Here is a 22476-nt window from a genome sequence, read left to right as displayed (position 1 = left end):
AGTTATTTGGCCTCCCTCTCCTCTGAATGCTCACTAACACCTTTAGCTTCGGACCTCCACTTAGTAGCAGCCATGACAATACCGATAATAAGGGCTGCTGCTGCAACAAACCAACCTCCAAATACGATAAATATATCTGCATATCCTTCATAATTTCCAGTTTCTGTGTCAAATTGCTTCATTAGGTTTAGTCGGAATAAATCGAACATCATATACCCCAATACTAGAGGTGTAATAACATTTAGACTTAGCGACCACCACCAACCTAGGCGAATATCAGAAATAGCATTGGCATGTGTTTTTAGATCCTTTACTTTACGAAGAATCCATGCAATAAGCACTACTTCAACAAGTCCTATAAGCGCTACTCCAAATTGATTAATAAAGTAGTCAGCTGCATCCAAGAAGAACAGACCACCTTGAGTCGCAAATAAAAGTGAAATAATTGCGGCTATTCCACCTCCAAATAAAACTGCCTTTGATCTGGATATTTTGAATTTATCTGTTAAACCAGCAACATATGTCTCTGTAATTGACATCAATGAAGTTAATCCAGCAAGTACCAATGAAGCGAAAAACAAAAAGCCAAATAATCCATTCAGTCCTGGGAATTCATTAATTATCGCCGGAAAAACTACGAAGGCAAGACCAACTCCTCCTGAGACTACTTCCTCTACCCCTACACCGGATTGAGCTGCCATAAATCCAAGAGCAGAAAACACCCCAATACCAGCTAGTAACTCAAAGCTTGAATTACCAAATCCTGTAATAAAGGCATTGTTGGTAATATCCGATTTCTTAGGTAAGTAGCTTGAATATGTGATCATAATAGCGAAGGCAATCGATAAACTAAAAAATATTTGCCCATATGCTGCCACCCATACTTCTCCATCTAATATTTTACTGAAGTCTGGAGAAAAAAATGTTTGCAATCCGTCCATAGCTCCGTCTAATGTAATTGCTCGAATAACAATAATAAGGAAAATAATAACTAAAGCGGGAATAAAGATGCGGTTTGCAATTTCTATTCCTCTCTTAACTCCTTTAAATAAAATACCTAGAACTACAACCCAAACGATAATTAATGGAATAAGTACACCTGGTACAAGACTTCCTATTTGTCCTGGTTCTACGGTACGATGTAAAAAGTCATTCATTAAAAACCCTTCCGTATCTGCTCCCCAGCTTAAATTAATTGAGAAAACAGAATAGGATATTGCCCAGGCAATAATAACAGAATAGTACGTAGAGATAACAAACGATACGAGCACTGCCCACCAGCCAATAAATTCTGTCTTTTTATTTATTCGCTTATACGTAAGCGGTGCAGAACCACGATATTTATGTCCCATCGTAAATTCCATAATCAAAATAGGAATACCGGCGGTTAGTAGTGCGAACAGATAAGGGATAAAAAAGGCTCCTCCACCATTCTCATAAGCGACAGCTGGAAAACGCCAAATATTTCCTAGTCCAACCGCTGAACCCACAGCAGCCATAATAAACCCTGCTCTTGTCCCCCATTGTGAACGAGTTTCCATTACAATACCTCCCCCTCTTCCTTACCAAAATAGTTGGTTTAAGGAATGTTTTTAAAGTTTTATTTTTTCAGATATTTCTGTTTGTATTATAACGGTACTTTTATACTATGTCAAAGAATTATTTGAATTTCAAGATATTTCTAATTTTAATTAACAAAAAAACAGCATATATAGTTATTAGATATTTTTAAACAATTATTATAGGCTTTTAGATTAGGTTATTCGTTACTTCTCCAGAAGAAAAAATACTCGATTCCTCATCGTAACACTAGAGATTCTTCGGGTATTTGTACAAAGCTTCTAGCTACATTCCCTCCACACAGAACAAAGACTTCATTTCGTAGCTTTAAAAGTTGGACAATATTTTTTCTACTATATAAAAATACTGCCGAGAAAAAATTCCCGACAGCTTGGATTTTAGCTTAAAGTTTTTATTTCCACAGAATACCATCGCCATGTTATAAGATAAACTGACTACAACAAGCGAAGTTTTCTATTGTAAGCACCGTAAGAGTATAACCTATTGGTCTCTATTCTAAACCGGCGATTTTACTGTATGTTACATGCCCGATACATAATCATTCGTAGCATAACACCGATCTCGTATTATGACTTTGTGTTCGATAAAAAGTGCAGGATTAATGCAATAGCTAAGACGATAACAAGTGTAGCAATTAAAGGAAATACGACTTGATTGGTGAAACCAATTATAAGATAGCCAATTCCAGCTGAAACAGCTGCCAAAATCGCATATGGCAATTGAGTCAAGACATGATCAATATGATTTGCACCAGCACCCGTTGAAGATAGAATTGTCGTATCCGATATTGGTGTACAATGATCACCAAAAACAGAACCAGCAAGCACTGCAGCCATAGAAGGTAATAACATAGAAATATCTGTAATTACTGTCACCTCAGCTGCGATCGGAAGCATGATACCGAATGTCCCCCAGGATGTGCCTGTAGCTAAGGCCATAAATCCTGCAATCAAGAAGAATAACAACGGTAACCATGCCGGACTAATCGAAGCATTATCTACAATTTGTGCTAAATACTCCCCTGTTTTTAATGTTCCTATCACTGAACCAATTGTCCAGGCCAATAATAGTATATAAATAGCAGGAAGCATTGTTTTCAAACCTTCTACAATAATTTTTCCTGCGTTGCTTTTCGGTTTCCTTTGTAATCCATGAAAAACAAATGATGTTAAAACAGCGATTGTACCACCAATAAATAGCGATAGATTAACATTCGTATTTGCAAAAATGGATATAATGCTAACATTACCATCGCTTGCATTTGCACCTGTAACAAGCATGGATACCACAGTAGCAAGAATCAAAACACCAATTGGGACAAGAAGATGATAGATTTTCCCATCTGTATGTGCTGCAAACGTATCGGTTAAATCTCCCGGTACTCTATCCTGCTTAGGATTTAGTAATTCTCCTGTCTGAATTGCCCTTTGCTCATGTGCTTTCATCGGGCCAATATCCATCTTTAAGTAGGCTACTAAAAACACAAGTAGTATGGCTCCTAATGCATATAAATTATATGGGATCATTTTAATAAACGCCTCTAAAGGTCCTATATCTGTGATGCCATTTGCTACAAATAAGCCACCAATAATACCAATGATATATGCTCCCCAGCTCGATATCGGTGATATTACCGTAACTGGTGCCGAAGTTGAATCAATAATATAGGCTAGCTTTGCTCGTGAAATCTTATGTCGATCTGTTAAGGGTCTTGCTATTTGCCCTACAGCCAAGCTGTTAAAATAATCATCAATAAAAATGATAATACCTAGCACCGCACTCATTGCTTGCGCACCGACTCTTGTTTTTACACGTTTGATCATCCATTCACCGAAGGCTCGACTCCCACCTGAAGCTTGGAGAAAAGCTGTCATTATTCCTAATAAAAGTAAAAATCCTAATAACAGAAGGTTACCTGTATTTAGCGAGCCTTCCGATATAAATATAGTATAAATAATAATTCCTATTTCCTTTAGGGAATCCCATATTGAAAAATCATGAATGAGAAGTGCTCCTGCTACAATCCCAGTTCCTAAAGATAATAATACATTTCTCGTTACTAATACCAATACGAGCATTAATATTGCAGGAATAAGGGAAAAAATTGTTCCTTCCATTGTTGTAACCTCCACTATGATTGTTTGCAATAATGAAAGAAAACATACTGTTCAAGAAAATGGGATACGTGGAAAACGGGGCTGCGTCAGAGAATGGGGGCTCTGTAAACACAAAAAGACAATGATAGAAAATAACCTACCATTGCCTTTACAATATACGTTATCCTCCATTTCGATCAGTAGTTCTCCATGCACATTGCTTCTTGCATGACAGTATACTTCTTATTCAAAAGCACACCAGCAATAATAAGGAAGACACTTATTATGCTTCGGCAATACATCCTTTCATCAATCATCATCGTTGTCATCCTCCGACTGATTAATCATATCCATTGCACCTCTACCTCACCGATCTGATAAGGTTTAAATATTCAACTAGCTAATAATAATTATTATAACAAGTACTTAATCAATATTCAAGTCATCCTTGGGAACGGCTATGTTTGGACCACTACTTCCTTCTCCACCACCAAAAAATTCTGGAACATCACCCATAAGTACCCTTGAGTCAACATATACCTTCGTTGTAATTTCCGCAGGCTCGGTCGTAAATGGTACGACAATCTGTGCATTAACGGTAACCGGTATATAAATTTCAAACAATGCAGCATTAATACCAAATTCTTTCATTTCGTATTTTATATCTGATTGAATACTGCCAACAATTTCAAAATGAACAGGGACTTTGGGTCCTAAATTAGCTAAAATAGTACTTCCGGTCACTTGACCGATGGGAATCTCGACTACCGTTGGATCTTTGTCAGCAAGTTCATTTGCTGAATCTCCGTAATCCTTTGGTTCCATATCTGGATCATCCGTATTTAACATTTCTCCTTTGTTCATTCCGTATAAAAAGTATTCCGCTCTAATGGTAGCAGCTCGCAATGCTCTGCTCACTGCTGAAGCATTCCAACCAACAATGGTAGGATATCCATTTTCATCTTTACTAACGTCCATTAAGTCTTCAAAGCTTATGTTTTCCGTTGACTTCACAGCTTCATTAATCGTTCTAGTCGCGAATTCAACTGTCTTCCTTTTGGCTATCTCCATCAGTGGAGGAGTTATCCCTTTATCTACTATTAGAATACTAAGGGAGGTTAATATGACAAATGTAATTGAAGTCATTAAAAAAATCGCCTTAGCTGGAGAAGTTGCTTTTATCTTTAATCCTGATCGTCTACCCATCTAAAAACCCCCTTGGAACAAACATATGCTTGTTCCAAGAAGGTTAGAATGTAAAAAATCTCAATCTATTTTGCATGAGAAAACCACCACATTTAGTACGTTAGCTAAATTAACATCATATGGTTTAGCTAATTTTCTCCCTTGCTCCTTGTTAATTCGAATAATTGGTCTGTCGCAAACATGCGGATTTTGTTTTACAACAATACCTTGTCTCCCATCATTTAGATCAACCATAATACCATTTGGATAAACAACAATAGAACTCTTTAACGCTTCAATCATTTCTCTATCATATAATTGTCCAGATCCGGCATATAAGATTTCTAAACCTTCGTGAGGAAGCATGGCATCACGATATACACGATTACTTGTAACTGCGTCGAACACATCTGCAATCCCTATTAATTTTGCATATTTATGTATCGATTCAGAAGTTATTCCAAGTGGATAGCCTGATCCATCCAACCGTTCATGATGCTGTAAGGCACAAAGTGATACAACAAAAGGTACACTATCCTGACCTACAAGAAAACGGTATCCCGTTCTTGTATGGTTTTGAATAATTTTAAATTCTTCTTCTGTTAATTTTCCTGGTTTTTGTAATATATCTGGGCTAATAAACAGCTTTCCAACATCGTGCAGCATTGCTGCCATCCCTATTTCTTCTAATTGCTTATTAGATAGCTTTAACTTAACACCAATAGCCAGTGCATAAATGGCTACATTTAAAGAGTGTTGAAATATATAATTATCCGATACAATCATATCGGTTAATAATGATAATGACTGTTCGTTTTGTTGCAGCTCATTCGTGATTTGCTGAACAATCACTGAAAGTTCCGATCCTTTTTGATCAAGGATATAAGATCGGTTTGTCAATCCATTATGCTGTAGGGAAAGAAATACTTCCTTAATCGTTTCTGAAGCCTCTCGTCTGAGTGATTTTGAAATGGTCGGCATTGCCGCTATATCCTTCATTTCTTCATCCTCAATATAAATGTATGTAATCCCGTGCTTTACTAGTCTATCAAGAAACTGCTTTGTTAAGGCAACACCTTTATTTACCAGAATGACGCCACTTTCATTATATATTGTTTTTGCTAGAATAGCGCCTGGTTCTATTGATCTTGTATTAGCAAGTCTCATTATGTTCTCCTAATACACATATATAGTTATTTACACCCATTCAATTACATAAATCCACTTATTTTAACATAAATCTAATCAAATAGTACCAGAACATACGTGAAATATCTATACCTATTCCTTTATAAATCTATGATTCTTAAGAAACGTATTCATCATTATATGGTAGGTCGTAGGATGTAAAAAAGTGTCTGGTACGAAACGAAAATAGTTAGTCCAAAAGCCGAACGATAAAACAAAATGTTACTACATGGCGCAATCAAAATCCGAAGGCGCTTTGAAAACAGAGCGTTTTTTCTGTGTACGATGTATCGCTACCGAAGTCTTCCATATCCTGTGGGAACAGCGCAAGCTAAAGACCCCGCGCAGCAAAACGCTCTTTGCTACCCAAGGAAGCTGAAGCCATGTCCGCAAAAAGCGTAATATTTTGCTGGAGCGGTGAGCACGAGTAAACAAATAATCTGAACTGATTCGTTCGGATTACGATGTGAATAAAGTAATAATTTTTTCCCTGTCTCGACAGCTAAGAGATTCGGATCAATGCATCTTTCCCTATCATTCCTTCTTCCCAACCATATTGCTTGGATGCATCTGTTATTTTTTGTAACGGTGCATGCAAAAGCTCATCAATTGTCCGAACACCTACCGCACGACCAGCTACTACCTTTCGATCTGCTAATTTTTCATTTAATATATCCACATCTAGAGCTGCACACATGATATAACCGACTTCATTCGAAATAATTAACAAGTTCGTTTTTGGTAATTCTACAACGATAGCCGTAAAAAAGATTCCATCTACTTCTAGCGGGTTTACTGTAATCATAAACGTGTATGGCCTCCTTCATTCTCTTCTTCATATCTATATGCAAATGAAGGGCCTATTGTCACAAAAGCCTAAACGCTTAATCCTTAAATCCTTCTTTTAATGTATAAACTAATATATCTCTTAAGAATTCTGGTAAATAATATTGTTTGATTTCTGATTTAGCAACTTCAGGTAACAGCCTGCCAAATGTAAACGTATCCGCAGTAGCAACCGTATACGTTTTTTCTGGATCTAATGGATAAGACCCTAAAAATGCCTGTTTTACAAAGTACTCCCCATTTTTTAACTCCTCCATATCCATTTCAAGTCCAGCAAACGCCATTTTACCTAATACTTTTCCGCGAAAACCAAAACCCTTTAATTGTAATTGCATAAATTCTTTTGTTTGTGATGCTCTTATTACCTCCAGTAATTCGTCACCATTCAACTCTACGACACATGTATTTATCGGATGCGGACAAATGCGATGTACATCACCATAAGTCACTTTACCAGCAGGTAAACCTTCTAATAGGAGTCCAGCATTTAGCATGGCGCAATCTGCCTCTGTTTGTTTCTTAATAGATTCTGTTAAAGCCTGCAATATTGGCGTTGACTGAAACCAATTTACCTCTAAAGGATATGCTAATTCTATAATCGGTTTAGCAAGAATGGTAGTAGCTTGTTTATATAATTGCTCTATTCTTCGTTCTGTAGTTTTATCTTTTGGTAAATGAGTTATATTCAACGCGTATGCCTCTTTACGACTCAGTTTATGCTCATCATGGTCCCAAGTTAGAATAACTTCTCCTACATAATGACAATGTTTTCCGGCAGCAGTTATTAATGTATTATTAACATACTCGCCATTACGCAACAGATGATGTGTATGTCCGCCGATGATAACATCAATATCAGGGAAGTTTTTGGCAATTTCTTGATCCTCACTATACCCTAAATGCGATAGCAGAACGACAATGTCTGCCTGTTTTTTCACATTATCAATCACCTGTTGTAACTGTTCAAATGGAGGTGATACATACCAATCTAGTAACTGATAAAAGGCATTAAATGGTGCCGTTAAACCGATAACTCCTATATTTACTCCATGAGCGGATTGTAGAATCGTACTCTGTTGCAGCCACGCTGGTTCTATTTGATCGCTACTATGTAAGTTGGCACATACTATTTCAAAATCAGCTTCATCATAAAGATGGAAAAGATCCTGATGCGATAACGTAATACCTTCATTGTTACCTAACGTAACGACATCATACCCTGCTTCATTCATAAGTTGAACATTTGCTTTTCCCATAAAGGCATCTGATATAGGGTGAACTCGGTCTACATGATCACCAATATCAACTGCCCAACAAGAACAGCCTAATTTACGTCGACTATCCCTTGTCTCTTTAAGATATCCTGTAACACGAGACCATTGATCAAAATTGCTATGTAAATCATTCGTATAATAAAAATAGATATTCTCTTTCATTATGTTATGCTCCTTATGATAGCCCTTGAGAAATCATGCGAATCCCAATAATGATTAATACAATTCGTAATATCCATTCTAGTGTTTTACCTGTTAGAAGTTGGTTAACCCAAGCACCTAATTTTCCACCAATCCATGCACCAGGAATAAACAAGAAAACATACTGCCATTCAATATGCCCTAAAGCAATATGTGTTCCAGCTCCAATAATGCTAATAAAGAAGATCATAAACATCGACGTAGCAGTAGCAATATGCGCCGGTATCCCAAATAATAATATCATCGCAGGCACCATAATGGATCCACCGCCAATACCAAATAACCCAGACAAAGCTCCTACTATTAATGATAGTACAAAAGCTACCCATTTAGACACCGTATATTGATATGTTATTCCATTTAATTCGAATGTCCTTATCTCACTTATGTTATTACTTATCTGCTTTGTTGGCTCTTTTCGCTTAATAAAGAAAAGGAGCGAAATGACAATTGTAATACATCCAAAGTAGAGTAGAAATTGATCACCATCAATAAATTGATTTAACCAAGACCCTATCATGCCGCCAGGTAAACTACCAGATAAAAACAGTAGACCTGTTTTATAATCAACACGTCCACGCTTGTAATAAGCAATAGTTGATGACATGGCGGTAAAAACCATAGAGACTAATGATATTCCAACAATAGCTTGAGGGGTTGCCCAAGAAAATGCATCGGAAAGCTGGTTTAAAAATAATAGGCTTGGAATAAGAATAATTCCACCGCCTAGCCCCATTAAACCACCTACAAAAGCTGTCAAAATTCCTATAAGTATACAAATAACAAAGACCAATCAATATCCCTTCCATCCAACCATTTTTTCTGTCTTATTCAATACTAGCATTGATTTTTAATAATTCCTATATGGAAGCATTCAGTTTAACATAAACTTCAAAACCTCTAATGAAATATTGAAAAACAGCCGTAAACCAAAAGGCTTAAGACTGCTATCTCGTCAACATATAAAGTCTTTTTTTCACGTAATCAATACCAAAAAAATTAATAACTTCGTCCCATAATTGAATCAAAAATAATCTTTCTGGAGATAATATATACAAAAGCAAAGGAGGGATGTGGATGATATATATTCAAGTCAAAGAGAATATTATATTGATAAAAACTTGGCCCATAATTATGACAGTCCTACTCATCAAACAATTATGGGCACTGCTATGAAGAGGGGCTTGTCCCCTCCTTCCATTTATAGTATGGATAATTATATATAAAAATATACTATATGGAATAAATTTAATAGAAGATTCTATTAGACATAGACCTTAACTTATGAATCCTACTAATTATAAAGTCTATAGACTCTATTAAAACTACAAATTAAAACGTAACATTATTTTTCCAGATGTTCTTGTACATTTTTTAAAAATTCAATTCGGCTATAAGCTGGACCACCCTCCATTAGTGGGTCAACTACGTTCACAAACACGTGATCATTTTTAAATGCATTGATATTTTGTACAATCGAATTCTTTTTCATTTCCTCGAAGGCAGTTTCATTTTCTTCATTTTCACTAGTAGAGAATTGCACAAATAAATAATCCGGATTCATATCAGCTAGTTGTTCAACAGATATTGCCTCTTGTGTTTTCGCTTTCTTCACCTCGTCTGGAACTTCTAATCCCAGTTCATCATATAGTACAGGGTTAAAGAATACACCTTCTGGATAGACGAAAACTTGCCCTCCACGAACTCGAATAGCTGCTACTTTTTTACCTTGGAGCTTCTCTGTTAATGATTCTTCTGCAGTAGCCATATCTGATTCATATTCAGACAAGATTGTTTCTGCATCTGCTTGCTTTCCAGTTAATTCAGCCATTAGCTTCAAATTAGCTTCCCAGTTTGTTGAAATATGCGAAACTAAAATAGTTGGAGCTATTTTCTGCAATTTCTCTTGTACTTCTTCAGGAAATTTCGTTGTTCCAAGTATTACATCTGGCTTCAATTCCAGTATCTTCTCAAAATTTGGCTGTTGTTTTTCTCCAATGGATTCAGCTTCCTCGGTCGCTGCAGCATAAATCTCTGGGAACTCTCCTCCCACAGATATCGCTCCTGTTAAGTTTACATCAAGTACTGTAGCATCCTCCATTGCTTCCATTGCTCCTGTCACAACAACTTTTTCTACAGTTTTTGGTACAGTGTACGCTTCACCAAGATACTCAATTGTTCTTGTTTCGCTTTCCTCGCTAGTATCCTCATTTGCTTGAGCCGTGTCTTCACTATTATTAGAAGAACTTGACTCACTATCTTTATCTCCTCCACATGCAGCTAATACAACCATTAGTAATGCGATTAAACTAACGAACATAAATCTTTTCATCTTTCCTAAACCCCTTCCCGCTATAATAATAGTAATACTTAAAATCTAAGCTATCTTCCAATTAATTGTTTCACTGATAAAAACTGATATCCAATCAGACTTATTTCAGTGACAGTTTATGTGATACCTAAATGCTCACGTAAGGTAGACCCAGTATATTCACTCCTAAACAACCCTCGCTCAACTAGCATTGGCATCAGCTCGCTAAAGAACAGTTCCATCGATGTTTTCGAGCCTCCTGGTAAAGCAATAAACCCATCTGCAGCACCTGTTTCAAACCACTCCGTAATTTCATTTAGCGCGTCCTCAACTGTTCCTACGACGACCCAATGTGCAGAACCGACTACCTCCGGCCTTGACAACAGTTCTTCCACTGTGGGCTGCTGTCGTGTAATTAACCTGCGCAACAAATCAGCATGCGTCCTACTGCGAACTGATTGATTTTGATCGGGTAGCATATCGACTGTTATCGATTGATCTAAAGGTAGTGTACTGATATCCATACCAAGTATGGATTTTACTGAAGCATATCTATGCTCTTGACTTAGATGTGCATGCGCTTTCCGATGTAGTTCTAGTGCTTCCTCACGCGTATTGGCTAGGAAAAAATACAATCCAGGCAAAACTCGTATTGCGCTTGGATGGCGTCCATGCTTCTTCGCTCGTCTCCTTAGGTCATCACGTAATTCAATACCTGAAGCCATATCTGGAGTGGCTGCGAAAATAGCGTCCGCTACCGAAGCTGCAAAGTTACGTCCCGATTCTGAGGCGCCTGCTTGGAACAAAGGAATGGTCCCTGATTTATGTGCCGGTACATTAAGCGGTCCTTCAACACTAAAAAAATCACCGGAATGATTGATCGGAGAAACCATTTCCTTATCCGCATATTGTCCTGTAGAACGATTAATAACCAGCGATTCGTTCGGATAACTATCCCATAGCTTGCGGACAATGTCTGTGAATTCACTTGCTTTCTGATATCTTTCCGGTGATGACGGCATCGGATCATCCCCGAAATTTCCAGCACCTTCAATGGAAGTGACGATATTCCACCCTGCACGCCCATTGCTAATCCACTGCAAAGACTGAAGCTGCCTAGCAACCGTATATGGTGAGTTGAAAGTGGTAGAAGCAGTAGTAACCAGTCCAATTCGGTTGGTCTCACGAGCAATCGAAGTTAGCAGAAGCGTCGGATCTAAGCTGCCAAAGCCAGGTGAATTCCCCAGTACCTCTTTGTTCAGAAACAATGTATCTGGCCTAAAGATAAAATCAAGTTTCGCCTCTTCTGCCATCTTCGCTAATTGCACATAAAAGTCGCTTGAATATAAGTTTTCTACACCACTGTCTGTATGTCTCCAGCCATTCCCCTTCATCCATGTTGTTGACAAGGACAAACCGATGCATAGCTGCCTATTTGTGGTCATATGTACCAAAACCTTTCCTACAAAGTAAGTTGTACCCGGAAAATGCTTTAATCAGAAGTATTTTCTACATATGGGCACAGCAGCCATATAATAGTCTATGAATGGTAACATTGTTTTGGAAATTATGTCGCCTTGACCAATGAACTCCTTAGAACAAAAAGGAACACACTTGCCCTGCCCAATAATTAGTTAAACAACTAGTAACCATGCCTCCTTTTTTATTTCTACTTCTTCTGTAACATGATTGGCTACAACACCAAACGACATTTGCTGTTCCTACATCATTAAAAGACAGAATAGAAAGTCAGTAGATTATCTAATTGATATTGATTATCATTATCATTATAATGCTTGTGAAGCATAAAATCCAGAATAATTTTGTACTTTTTTCTAATTAGAAACGAAATCACGAAGTCTATATCAAGATTTAATGTTATTACGCAGTCCCAATCGTATTTCTGTAGTAGACGCAGGCAACAAAATTCACAAAAGAAAAACCTGTATATCTGAAGATACCTAATTAAATGAGCTAGAGGAAAAAGCACCCCGAGAGTCATATCTAAAATAAACGACTACTATGGAGATGCTTTTATTATTGGAGAAAAAGAAATATGTGTTTACAGAAGAAGGGGACCCCAAGTGATTGAAATAAAGGTATCTATATAACAGAATCTCGGGTCAACAGGCAAGGTAAAATGGTGGAATAACTTGTTAATAATCATCAAGTTTTTAAAGCTTCATTATAATGCTTGGCGTAATCACTAATATTTTTTATCGTAGCGGGAACATTTTCCTTTTTTATGGAAATTGTTGCATATTCTTTCATGGCGTGTTCTCCTACACAAACACTATATGTAGCATTTCTAAATAACTCTAAATCATTTTGATCATTCCCAAATGCGATAAATTCCCCTGATTGTATTCCCAATTGGTTTAATCCGTTCATTTTATGTATTCCTAATGGAGATATATCAAGCAAATTCTCTCTCCCATGTTCATAGATCTGTACAGGTAAATGACTCAAATTATGCTTGATTTCATCAGTAGTCGTAAATAAGACGATTTTGGTTATCATCTTTAATTCGTCTAATGACTTATTTTCAGCTTGCTTTTCAGGGTCTAGATTACGAAATATAGAATGCTGCACCTCACCTGTATAGCTGTAATCCCAATCACTGTCTACTAAATAGGTTAAGTGATACTTTTCAATTAATCGCTTTATTTTTAAAACTAAGTTAGGAGTAAACGTGCGCACATGCATTTTTCCATTTTCAAATGTGAAAGCTCCATTTCCTCCTACCATTCGAAAATGGCGATATCTCTTCGGCAAAACTGGTAATAAATCACGAATCGGTCGAGCTGAAGCAAATATGATCTCATGTCCATGCTGAATACAAACATCTAATGCCTCACGCATCTCATAACTTAATGACTCACCCTTAAAACAAATCGTACCATCTAAATCAAATACAAAAATCATTTCTTTCACCTCGCTTACAGTATAATCCTGTTTTGTTATAATAAAAAGGACCAATGTCCCGAAGGAGAACGAAATGACTACATTAATGAATTATATCCAAACCTTTCAGCTTCCATTTCCTGATCATCTAGAACCGTATATAGAATTGATATCCTTTCAAGCAGGTCAGCAGGTTGTCAATACAGGAGATAAAGCTTCAGGCTTCTATATATTGACAGAAGGGAAATATCGTGTAACTACAAATGAAGTAACAGGAAAATCGCTTCTCCTGCGATTTTGTTCACCAGTATCAATTCTTGGTGACATCGAATATTTTCAGAAAAAAACAATCCAATCAGATGTTATTACGATACATCCAGCTACTTTTATTTATATACCTTATACCATCTATGAGCGCTATTTAAGAACTTACAGCCCATTTACAGAGATGCTTTTAGAGGAGTTAAGTTACAAGCTACAAACCTGTACTGTGGCATCCCGAATTAATGCGCTTGCTCCTGTAGAAGCTCGATTCGCTGCATACCTGTGTACCATTTATTCCGATGCAAAATTTGGTAAACAGCTTTTTACGACGAACACGAATGAAGTAGCTTCACTTATCGGCACTACACCTCGTCACTTAAATCGTGTTTTGAAAAGGTTAAGCGAACAACATGTCCTTATCCGTAATAAAGAAAAGCTACATATTAAAAATTGGCCGGTGCTTCAACAATTATCAGAAGGCATTCGATATGAATAACAACAAAAGACGATGCAAAAATGCATCGTCTCGCAGCACTGGGTATAGCTAATTTTCTTATAAATCTGAACAACGAAAGCTTCCTATATAAAATCCTTGGCGATTTCTTCTTGTTTCGGTTTAAGCGTCTTAATTTTCTTGATGAAATAGTAATGTTTATAAAGAGCAAGTATCACTAATAAAATTTTCACCAAGAGAATGTCCACATAAAATACGGAAAACAGGATAAAAGCATCGGCAATCAAATTGATGCGAATTTTTTCTTTACGTGTCATACCCTTTTTTTGGCGGAATCGTTCTACATATTTTTCATAAAACGAAGTTCCCTTAAACCAATTTTCGATTCGCTTTGAACTTTTCGCAAAGCAAAAAGACGCGAAAAGAAAAAATGGCCCACCTGGCAGTACAGGAAGTACGATACCTGCAACACCAATTCCTAGCGAGATCGATCCAAGCAGAAAGAACAGGATACTTTTAATATTTTTAATGGTTATCACCTTACTTTTATTATACTGCAATAGATGACATAGAAATAAGATATTATTAGCTATAACTACATGATTACGAAAGCACTTATAGCTTTCTCATTGTCTGCGAAAAAATCTTACCTATACTCTTTCATAAGTATACAACATGGAACAATAATTGGGTAAGTCCGAGTGAAATTGTAACAGATAATTACTATTTTGGATATTCTTCAAGCTTCTTAAGGTAAATTCGTAACCGCTCTTCCACTTGTTCTTTCGTTCCAAAGCGAATTATTTGTTCACGGTCTACCGGTGTTTCATTTACTAACTTATAGTGTGTATACGTCATTGTAAGTAACTTTAAGAACACTTCAATATGTAGTGCATGACGCTTCTGTTTTGAACTACCAGTATACCCTTCAATAAAACCTTCTGCACTCGCTATTAATTGGGATATATAAAGATGATAATTCCCTTTGCGATATCTTTTTGTGTTATGAAACAAGTGGAATAAGGCTTGATAATTAAACACATAATTGGCAGCAAAAGATACTCCTGTATATAGCAGTGGATAGGGATCTATAATTTTAGCACCACGCTTTGTATAGATAATATTTTCAGGAGATGTATCCTGATTTGTCAGAATAATTTTCTCATCGTTTATCGAACGACGAGAAATGAAACTTTCCCCAGCTTTTACAACTTTTGCCCTATCAAATTCGTAAGGACTATCAATTAATTTATTTAATTCCTCTTGATATTCTTTGGTTTCTTCAAAAACAAACGCCTTTAAATCCATATCTAGTTCACCTTTTAACTCACCTGTTTGTCCAATTTCCAAATGACCTATGCCCTTATAAGGAGAATTTAAGTTTTCAAGAGCAAGAAAAAACGCTCCTAACTCTTTTCCATACCTTCTCGATAGATCTGTTGTCTGACGCTGAAGGCCAATAGATTTGCCTAGATACGATTCAATCGTATAGGTCAGTTTCTCATCAACAAAGAACTTAAATTGCTCCGGACAAACTCCCTCTTTCGCTCTGTTGGCATGTTGGTAAAATGCTTTTGTAGCAGCATATTCCGACGTTAGCGCTTTTCGATTGAATACGACTTCTTTATCATAGGCAACTCTCTTTGGAATACGAAGGACGAGCTGTTCCTTTTCGATTAAATATGCATGATGCCAAGCACCTTCACCTAACCTATTAATTTCAGTTTCCTTTGAAATCTCTTTTAATCCCTCGTTTCTCAAAGCATTATTTAAAAGCTCCAATTCTGTTAGATTTTCTGTTGTAAGTAATTTCATTTCCGTTGTTTTCCCTTCACTATCCTTTTTATTATATACTTCAATATAAAAAGACGTATCCCTTCTTATACAATTCCTATTCTTTCAATCAATTATTTCGCCCAAAATGCAGCATGTAGCTCCAATTTATTCCAGAACAAAAGTCCAATTAGAAATGTAGTTACTGGAGCAAGACAACAGAGATAAAGAAGTCACGGTGAGCTTACGAGCCGATGATGACTTAGATTAGGGCAATTCGTGAAGTCACCTAGCTTCTGGGCGCTGAAGCTGGACGCGAGCCCCATATTTATTCACATGGGCCGATGTTATAATTTCCTAGACCATAAAAAAAGCTTACCTTATTACAGATAAGCACATCCGTCTTTATTATTCATCTATTTTTCAGATTCATCTTTGCCATGAAAGAAATAATGGTGATAAAAATCAAAATAAATTCTTGGTAAAGGAATACTATTAATCATTTTTTTGCCTTTGCAAAAAATGGTACACCGCTCCTATCATATTAGCATCTGCATGAAATGTACAGCGATCAACTCTTGGAACAATTGTTGCTACATCTACCATACCGACAACCCTATCTATTTCTTTTCTTAATCGTAAAAGTAAATCATCTCTTGCACTAATTCCTCCACCAATTAATATTATCTCCGGATCCAAAGCATATTGAATATTATATATTCCAATCGAAAGCATCGTGATAAATTCGGAAATAGCTCTCTCACACACCTTATCTCCCTGGTCAGCTAAGGTGAAAATCTTTTCACCTGTTAACGATGATATTTCTAGTTGTTTTTCACTGGCGACACGCTTAATAATAGAATAGGTAGAGGCTACTTCACTAAATGTATTCATGCCACTACTTAGATTATGTGGATTAAGTATCATATAGCCAAATTCTCCACCATGCAGTGTGTTCCCTTTATGAACGATTCCATTTTTTATCAATGCGCCACCTATACCCGTTCCAATGACGACAACACATACATCTTTTTTTCCTTTGGCAGATCCTTTCCATACTTCAGCTAATCCAACACAGTTCGCATCATTTTCTACTTGTGTTGCTAATCCTGTTTCTTTTTCAATAAGATGCTTAATATTGGGACCATGAATATACGGAATAGCGCTTGACCCATAAATGAAACCATCTTCTGAAACGGAACCAGGAGCGCTAACCGCAATCCCTTTCATCTCTTTATTGGTATAGGTTAGCACCTTGCTTTTAATAAACATTAATAAATCTTCAAGTGTAGATGGTGTTTGCATAAAATTCTTATGAAGTATATGCCCTTCTGTATCTATTAAACCATATTTTATATAGGTCCCACCGAGATCAAATGTGAGAACATTCGCCATATAGATCCACCTCTATCGTGTAATAATTTTTCATTTAAAAGCCATTTTTCCTAGCTACATCGCCAAACCACTGTCCACTCTTTTTAAGGGAACGTTCTTGTGTCCTTATATCAACACGATATAGTCCATAACGATTCTTATAAGCGTTGAGCCATGACCAATTATCCATAAATGTCCAAACATGGTAGCCAAAGCAATTTGATCCTTCACGAATAGCTTTATGCAGCCATTTCAAATGTTCTTTATAAAATTCAATTCGATAATCATCTTGAATCATACCTGACTCATCTGAAAAACGCTCCTCATTTTCTACTCCCATACCATTTTCAGCTACATACCATGGGATATTTCCATAATTATCTCTAATATTAATAGCAAGATCGTAAATGCCTTTTTCGTATATTTCCCATCCACGATAAGGATTCATCCGACGCTCTGGCCAAATATATGATTCAAAGAACTTTTCAGGTAAGATTTGATCCGATTGATATGGCTTCTCTCTCTCCTTCACCCTTCGTGGCTGATAATAATTCACTCCGAGAAAGTCAACAGTATTATTTTTTATAATCGCTAGATCTTCTTGATTTGTTTCTGGTAATAAATCATATGATCTGAGCAGTTCAGTCAATTCCTCAGGATAAGACCCATAAACAGAAGGGTCTAAAAAGCTTCTATTAAAAAATAGGTCAGCTATACGAGCAGCTTTGACATCCCCTTTTGTGTCACTACGAGGGTATGATGGTGTTAAATTTAAAATAATACCAATCTTACCTGTTTGGTTCGATTCATGATAAGTCTGGATTACTTTTGCACTTGCTAACATGGAATAATAAGCAACCACCACTGCTCGCTTCATGTCAACGACACAAGGGTAATGGTAATGATTCAAATATCCCATTTCTACAGGAACAATAGGTTCATTAAAGGTCGTCCACCTCTTAATTTTTTCACCGAATAGTTCAAATGCCGTATGAGCATAATAATTGAATGCTTCCACTACCTCAAGGCTCTCCCATCCACCCTTTTCCTGCATAAGTAAAGGCATATCAAAATGGAATAGGTTAACAATGGGTTCAATACCATGTTCAATAAGTTGATCAAACATTTTTTGATAAAAGGAAACTGCTTCCCCATTAACATTTATTCCATCAGGAAGCAATCGAGACCATGATATAGAAGTTCTAAAGGAATTTAAATGAATTGCCTTCATCCGCTTAATATCCTCAGTATAACGCTGGTAAAAATCGGATGTTTTCATCGTTCCTACGCCTTCATGAAATCGTTCCGGGTTTAGTTGATACCAGTAATCCCAAATATTCTTTGCTTTATTTTCATCATTAGCAGATCCTTCCGTTTGAGTTGCAGAAGCTGCCGCACCCCATTTAAAATTTGTTGGAAATATATAATCGTTTGCATGCATCGGTAACACCTCATCTTTGCAAATAATAGTTCGTTACGAATGATATAAGTAATACTTTTTAAATAGACATGAAGATGATTGGTCTTTAATGTCCCTGTAAATAGGCTTGCTCCGTTTCAATCCATTTACTTACATTTTCTCTAAACATATTAATATATTGCGAATAAAGCACGTCGATAATAATCAATAAAGGAATTTGCCCAGAAATTTGTTCCACTTCATTTGCATTTTTAATCTGTGACGTTAGTAAGGTTACATTTGCAAGATCACCTATATCTGAGGATTGATTTGAGGTAATAATAACAATCGTAGCCCCTTTTTCTTTTAAACGTCTTAATGATTGAATGACATGCTTGTTTTCACCACGTAATGATAAGTATATAATTAAATTTTCCTTATTTAGAAGGGATGAGATCATCTCAATAGAATCATAATCTTGAACAACTTCTACATATTTCCCTATCCTAGTAAAACGAAACTTAAAGTCTTCACCAGCAATGGCACTCAACCCTAGTCCATAGATGTGAATAATCTTATGACTTTTTATATAGTTACATACCAATTTAACATCTTCTATATCAATTTTTTCATCAATTTCATTAATCATTTCTTTATATCGATACTGTAAATTCCTTGTAACCTTATTCTTATCATTCGAATGTTCTTTTACCATTTTTCGATAAAAATACATTAATTCTTTATAATTTTCAAAACCTATTTTTTTACAAAACCTTGTAATGGAAGCTGCTGATACATTAATTTTTCGAGCAAGAACAGATTGCTTAAGTGGCGGTTTGCCACTTAAAAAATAATCAGCTATCTGCTCATCAACTGCTGTGAATTTTAATTTTGAGCTTTCTATAGTTAAAAACAAATCACTATTCAACAATTATTATCACCCACATGCTTCAGTAATTGCCAAAACAAGTCTCAATTCTTATGCAAACTGAACATAAATTGTTTTAATCTCTTTAGGCTTAAACATCCCTAGCTGAATCGTATTTTCTTGATAGACATCATTTTCATTTATGGTTTCCTCCATGTTGGTAAACGACCATCGTATGGAACCATGATGCGATATCACTTCCCCACCGTCCTCAATCTTTTTACAGGTAGGATTAAAAAAGCGAATGATAAACCCTTTCCCATCCCATGACTTTTTAAATGAGCTAAAAACAACCTTTTTCACTTTAGTCGTATCAAGCAAAGACAAATGATTAGGAACGGCATTAGATAATGGTTGCATGACAAAATATTTTAATGTTGTTGTAAATTGATTTAATGATTGCTGCTGATAATATGGCACAGAAATAGCATATTCTTGATAGTGTCTAAAAGCTTCAGACTCGGAAAAGGACTTTCCAAGCATTAACGAAAACTTATATTTTAGCTTCTTCTGTAACTGACTATCTGGTGTTTGAATGTATTTAAATTGATTTCCAGAAGCTACACCAGGTCGTCTAAGTAGATCTGGCTTCCCTAAATATCCAACTGCTCGGAATAAGGTAAGCGCGATTTTCATGTCATCTTTTCCAATTATTTCATACTCTTTAACCCCTTTTGAAAAGACAGTAACACTTCTTTGCCCGTCATGTAAGTTCACAAAATTCAACATTGGGTAAATTCCAGTTGGCTCTTCTTTCCATGCTTTTTCTTGCCATGACTGTAGATTTGGATCGGTTATCGGGCGAGAAATTGTTCCAAATGGAGTATCTGATATGCTTTGTTGCGTATTTACATTTCCATTTATAAGTAGTCGCATTCGGTGATCTAACGCGTTGTTTTCTAGCTCTAGTTGAATACCAATGGATCTTTCTCCTGTTTTCAATGTAATATAACATTCATAAGGGATTTCGCAAGTATTTTTCATCTGAATCCGTTCTTCCTGAGATAAAGGAACAATGAATGTTCCAGATAATTTGAGACAACACGCGAACGTCCCTTGAGAACATTCGATGAAACTATTCGAAAATCCAAGCATTATCGATTTATCCTCTAATGGTGGCGAATAATCATAGTTATCTCCATCATCACCAGTGTCTTCAATCATGAAGAGATTTTCATAGAATGTATCAGAGACTTTATCATATACATTAATCTCTCCATTGACATAGTCTATCTTATAATATTCATTTTCTATATAACTTTTATGCTTATTTTCAACTATTTGAGGAGTATCTCCTTTATTCCCTTCGATAACATCTAAAACTTCATATCCTAGTGGAGCAAGTTCTAGTTTAAGTGCTATTTCTATCTCAAAATAATATGATTTTGGAGACGTGTTTGCTTTCTTTCGTATTGGTTCATTTGAATGTTTTTCCATACTGATAATTTCATAAGGAAGTTCTTTTCCATTATGATAAATTACAAAGTCGGATTGAGATAATGAAATCTTCAGCCTCAACACTTGTTCCCTGCGCATTGGCAATGTATTAAAAACAGTAATTTGATTATCCTTTATCTCTTTCCTAGATTCACTAATCTTCCTTGTTAAGTAATCAACCATAGAATAGGATAACTGATCAGCATCAATAAGCCTTTGTAGAATAGCTTGATTTGTTTTATCGCTATTACACGCCCCTGCACTATCATGTGCATGATTTTTTAAGGTTAGCTTCCAAATTTTATCCACTAATTCCTTTTTATAAGGAATACCTATCTGAGTTGCAATAGCCATTAAAGGTTCTAATTGATATATTAACCGACGTTCCACTTTATCATTTATATATTTATGATCATACCTAGAGGAGTATATAGAACGATGAATTTTCGATACTTCCGCATTCAATAATTCACCTTGAACCTTTGGCAAATCTTTTCTTTCGCTGTTTATTCCTTCAAACAAGTCATCATAATTACTTTCTATTAATCTATCAGATGACAAAGCTTTATTGTAGTCAGCAATTCTTTCTTTTAGATTAAAGTCTACATATCGTTGATCTCCACCCACAGGAAGTGCAATATGGGATGAGGTTGTCCCTTTCTTAATTTGCTTCATTAAAGATTCACTGTTATTGCTTTCAATAAGTTGAACTCCCACAAAATACCCGTCTTTTAGATTATAAGCTAAGACCCGGCTACCATCCTCGGATTCCCAAAATAATTCTCGTTGATTAGCTTTATCAGATGATAATCCCCTCCAAAATACAGCTTTATCTATCCCCATTTGTGCAAATATTTTCGGCATATCGATAGATTGTCCGAATGCATCAGGTACATAGCCTAATCGATCTGCTCCTCCTAGTGAATCTCCCAACTCCATTCCGATTTGCAGGTTACGTACAAGCGATTCTCCACGTATAATCATTTGATCTGACTGTGTGTACCATGGCCCAACCTTCAATTTTCCTTTTTTAATTAAGGCCATAAGCCTTTCTTTTTTGTCTGTATTTACTTCAAGATAATCCTCGACAATACTCATTTGTCCATCAAGCATATAATAATCCAAGACACCTTCTTCTAATGCTTTAATCACTTCATCTACATGATAACAAAGTTGGATGAACGACTCACTACTCGTGAAATACCATTCATAATCCCAATGTGTATGCGCTATTACATGAATCTTATTTGTCATTTAACAC

At 36.1% G+C, this 22476-nt stretch carries 17 protein-coding genes and 1 riboswitch; of the genes, 1 reads left to right on the top strand and 16 read right to left on the bottom strand.

Annotated elements, in window-relative coordinates; all coding sequences use genetic code 11:
- Window positions 1-2: 2 nt before the first annotated feature.
- The 10 genes from RVS70_RS03755 to RVS70_RS03710 all read right to left on the bottom strand — a co-directional run bounded on the left by RVS70_RS03755 (window position 3) and on the right by RVS70_RS03710 (window position 13607).
- Window positions 3-1541: a sodium-dependent transporter gene (locus tag RVS70_RS03755; protein WP_026681553.1), complete on the bottom strand. Its 1539-nt coding sequence runs from the start codon at window positions 1539-1541 to the stop codon at window positions 3-5.
- A 606-nt stretch (window positions 1542-2147) separates the two neighbouring features.
- Entirely contained in the window at window positions 2148-3698 is a 1551-nt protein-coding gene (locus tag RVS70_RS03750) for a Na+/H+ antiporter NhaC family protein (RefSeq protein ID WP_121605574.1), read from the bottom strand.
- A 172-nt stretch (window positions 3699-3870) separates the two neighbouring features.
- A riboswitch (Lysine riboswitch) is annotated at window positions 3871-4049 on the bottom strand.
- Between the two features lie 54 nt (window positions 4050-4103).
- Window positions 4104-4883 carry a sporulation protein YunB gene (gene yunB / locus RVS70_RS03745; RefSeq protein ID WP_026681555.1) on the bottom strand — a complete coding sequence of 260 codons (780 nt, stop codon included), beginning with the start codon at window positions 4881-4883 and terminating at the stop codon, window positions 4104-4106.
- Between the two features lie 60 nt (window positions 4884-4943).
- Window positions 4944-6029 (bottom strand): HD-GYP domain-containing protein, encoded by a 1086-nt coding sequence (locus RVS70_RS03740; protein ID WP_321132540.1) that lies wholly within the window; start codon window positions 6027-6029, stop codon window positions 4944-4946.
- A 523-nt stretch (window positions 6030-6552) separates the two neighbouring features.
- Window positions 6553-6855: a YunC family protein gene (locus tag RVS70_RS03735; RefSeq protein WP_026681557.1), complete on the bottom strand. Its 303-nt coding sequence runs from the start codon at window positions 6853-6855 to the stop codon at window positions 6553-6555.
- Between the two features lie 79 nt (window positions 6856-6934).
- Entirely contained in the window at window positions 6935-8332 is a 1398-nt protein-coding gene (locus RVS70_RS03730) for a bifunctional metallophosphatase/5'-nucleotidase (RefSeq protein ID WP_121605576.1), read from the bottom strand.
- 13 nt (window positions 8333-8345) lie between these two features.
- Window positions 8346-9164: a sulfite exporter TauE/SafE family protein gene (locus tag RVS70_RS03725; RefSeq protein ID WP_121605577.1), complete on the bottom strand. Its 819-nt coding sequence runs from the start codon at window positions 9162-9164 to the stop codon at window positions 8346-8348.
- A 552-nt stretch (window positions 9165-9716) separates the two neighbouring features.
- Window positions 9717-10703: an ABC transporter substrate-binding protein gene (locus RVS70_RS03720; RefSeq protein WP_026681560.1), complete on the bottom strand. Its 987-nt coding sequence runs from the start codon at window positions 10701-10703 to the stop codon at window positions 9717-9719.
- 116 nt (window positions 10704-10819) lie between these two features.
- Window positions 10820-12127, bottom strand: a complete 1308-nt coding sequence (locus RVS70_RS03715; protein ID WP_121605578.1) for an NtaA/DmoA family FMN-dependent monooxygenase — start codon at window positions 12125-12127, stop codon at window positions 10820-10822.
- A gap of 721 nt (window positions 12128-12848) precedes the next feature.
- Window positions 12849-13607: an HAD-IIB family hydrolase gene (locus tag RVS70_RS03710; RefSeq protein WP_026681562.1), complete on the bottom strand. Its 759-nt coding sequence runs from the start codon at window positions 13605-13607 to the stop codon at window positions 12849-12851.
- 73 nt (window positions 13608-13680) lie between these two features.
- Here RVS70_RS03710 and RVS70_RS03705 point away from each other — a divergent pair, with 73 nt between their 5' ends.
- On the top strand, window positions 13681-14346 hold the full coding sequence (locus RVS70_RS03705) for a Crp/Fnr family transcriptional regulator (RefSeq protein ID WP_034679134.1): 666 nt from the start codon (window positions 13681-13683) through the stop codon (window positions 14344-14346).
- Between the two features lie 83 nt (window positions 14347-14429).
- On the opposite strand, the gene RVS70_RS03700 is transcribed toward RVS70_RS03705, so the two are convergent.
- From RVS70_RS03700 to RVS70_RS03675, 6 genes are all read right to left on the bottom strand, one after another.
- Window positions 14430-14843, bottom strand: a complete 414-nt coding sequence (locus RVS70_RS03700; RefSeq protein WP_258469539.1) for a YbaN family protein — start codon at window positions 14841-14843, stop codon at window positions 14430-14432.
- Between the two features lie 184 nt (window positions 14844-15027).
- Window positions 15028-16119, bottom strand: coding sequence for a hypothetical protein (locus tag RVS70_RS03695; RefSeq protein ID WP_321132539.1), 1092 nt, complete (start codon window positions 16117-16119; stop codon window positions 15028-15030).
- A 453-nt stretch (window positions 16120-16572) separates the two neighbouring features.
- Window positions 16573-17472 (bottom strand): ROK family protein, encoded by a 900-nt coding sequence (locus tag RVS70_RS03690; protein ID WP_121605582.1) that lies wholly within the window; start codon window positions 17470-17472, stop codon window positions 16573-16575.
- 34 nt (window positions 17473-17506) lie between these two features.
- Window positions 17507-18892, bottom strand: coding sequence for a glycoside hydrolase family 1 protein (locus tag RVS70_RS03685; protein WP_321132538.1), 1386 nt, complete (start codon window positions 18890-18892; stop codon window positions 17507-17509).
- A gap of 85 nt (window positions 18893-18977) precedes the next feature.
- Entirely contained in the window at window positions 18978-19781 is an 804-nt protein-coding gene (locus RVS70_RS03680) for a MurR/RpiR family transcriptional regulator (RefSeq protein ID WP_121605584.1), read from the bottom strand.
- 48 nt (window positions 19782-19829) lie between these two features.
- Window positions 19830-22469, bottom strand: coding sequence for a glycoside hydrolase family 38 C-terminal domain-containing protein (locus RVS70_RS03675; protein ID WP_321132537.1), 2640 nt, complete (start codon window positions 22467-22469; stop codon window positions 19830-19832).
- Between the last annotated feature and the right edge of the window lie 7 nt (window positions 22470-22476).

Source organism: Virgibacillus sp. M23, assembly GCF_034190895.1.
Classification (GTDB): Bacteria; Bacillota; Bacilli; order Bacillales; family Amphibacillaceae; genus Virgibacillus; species Virgibacillus salarius.
The sequence above is the reverse complement of the archived record's forward strand: the minus strand, read 5'-3'. Positions and strand labels throughout refer to the sequence as shown.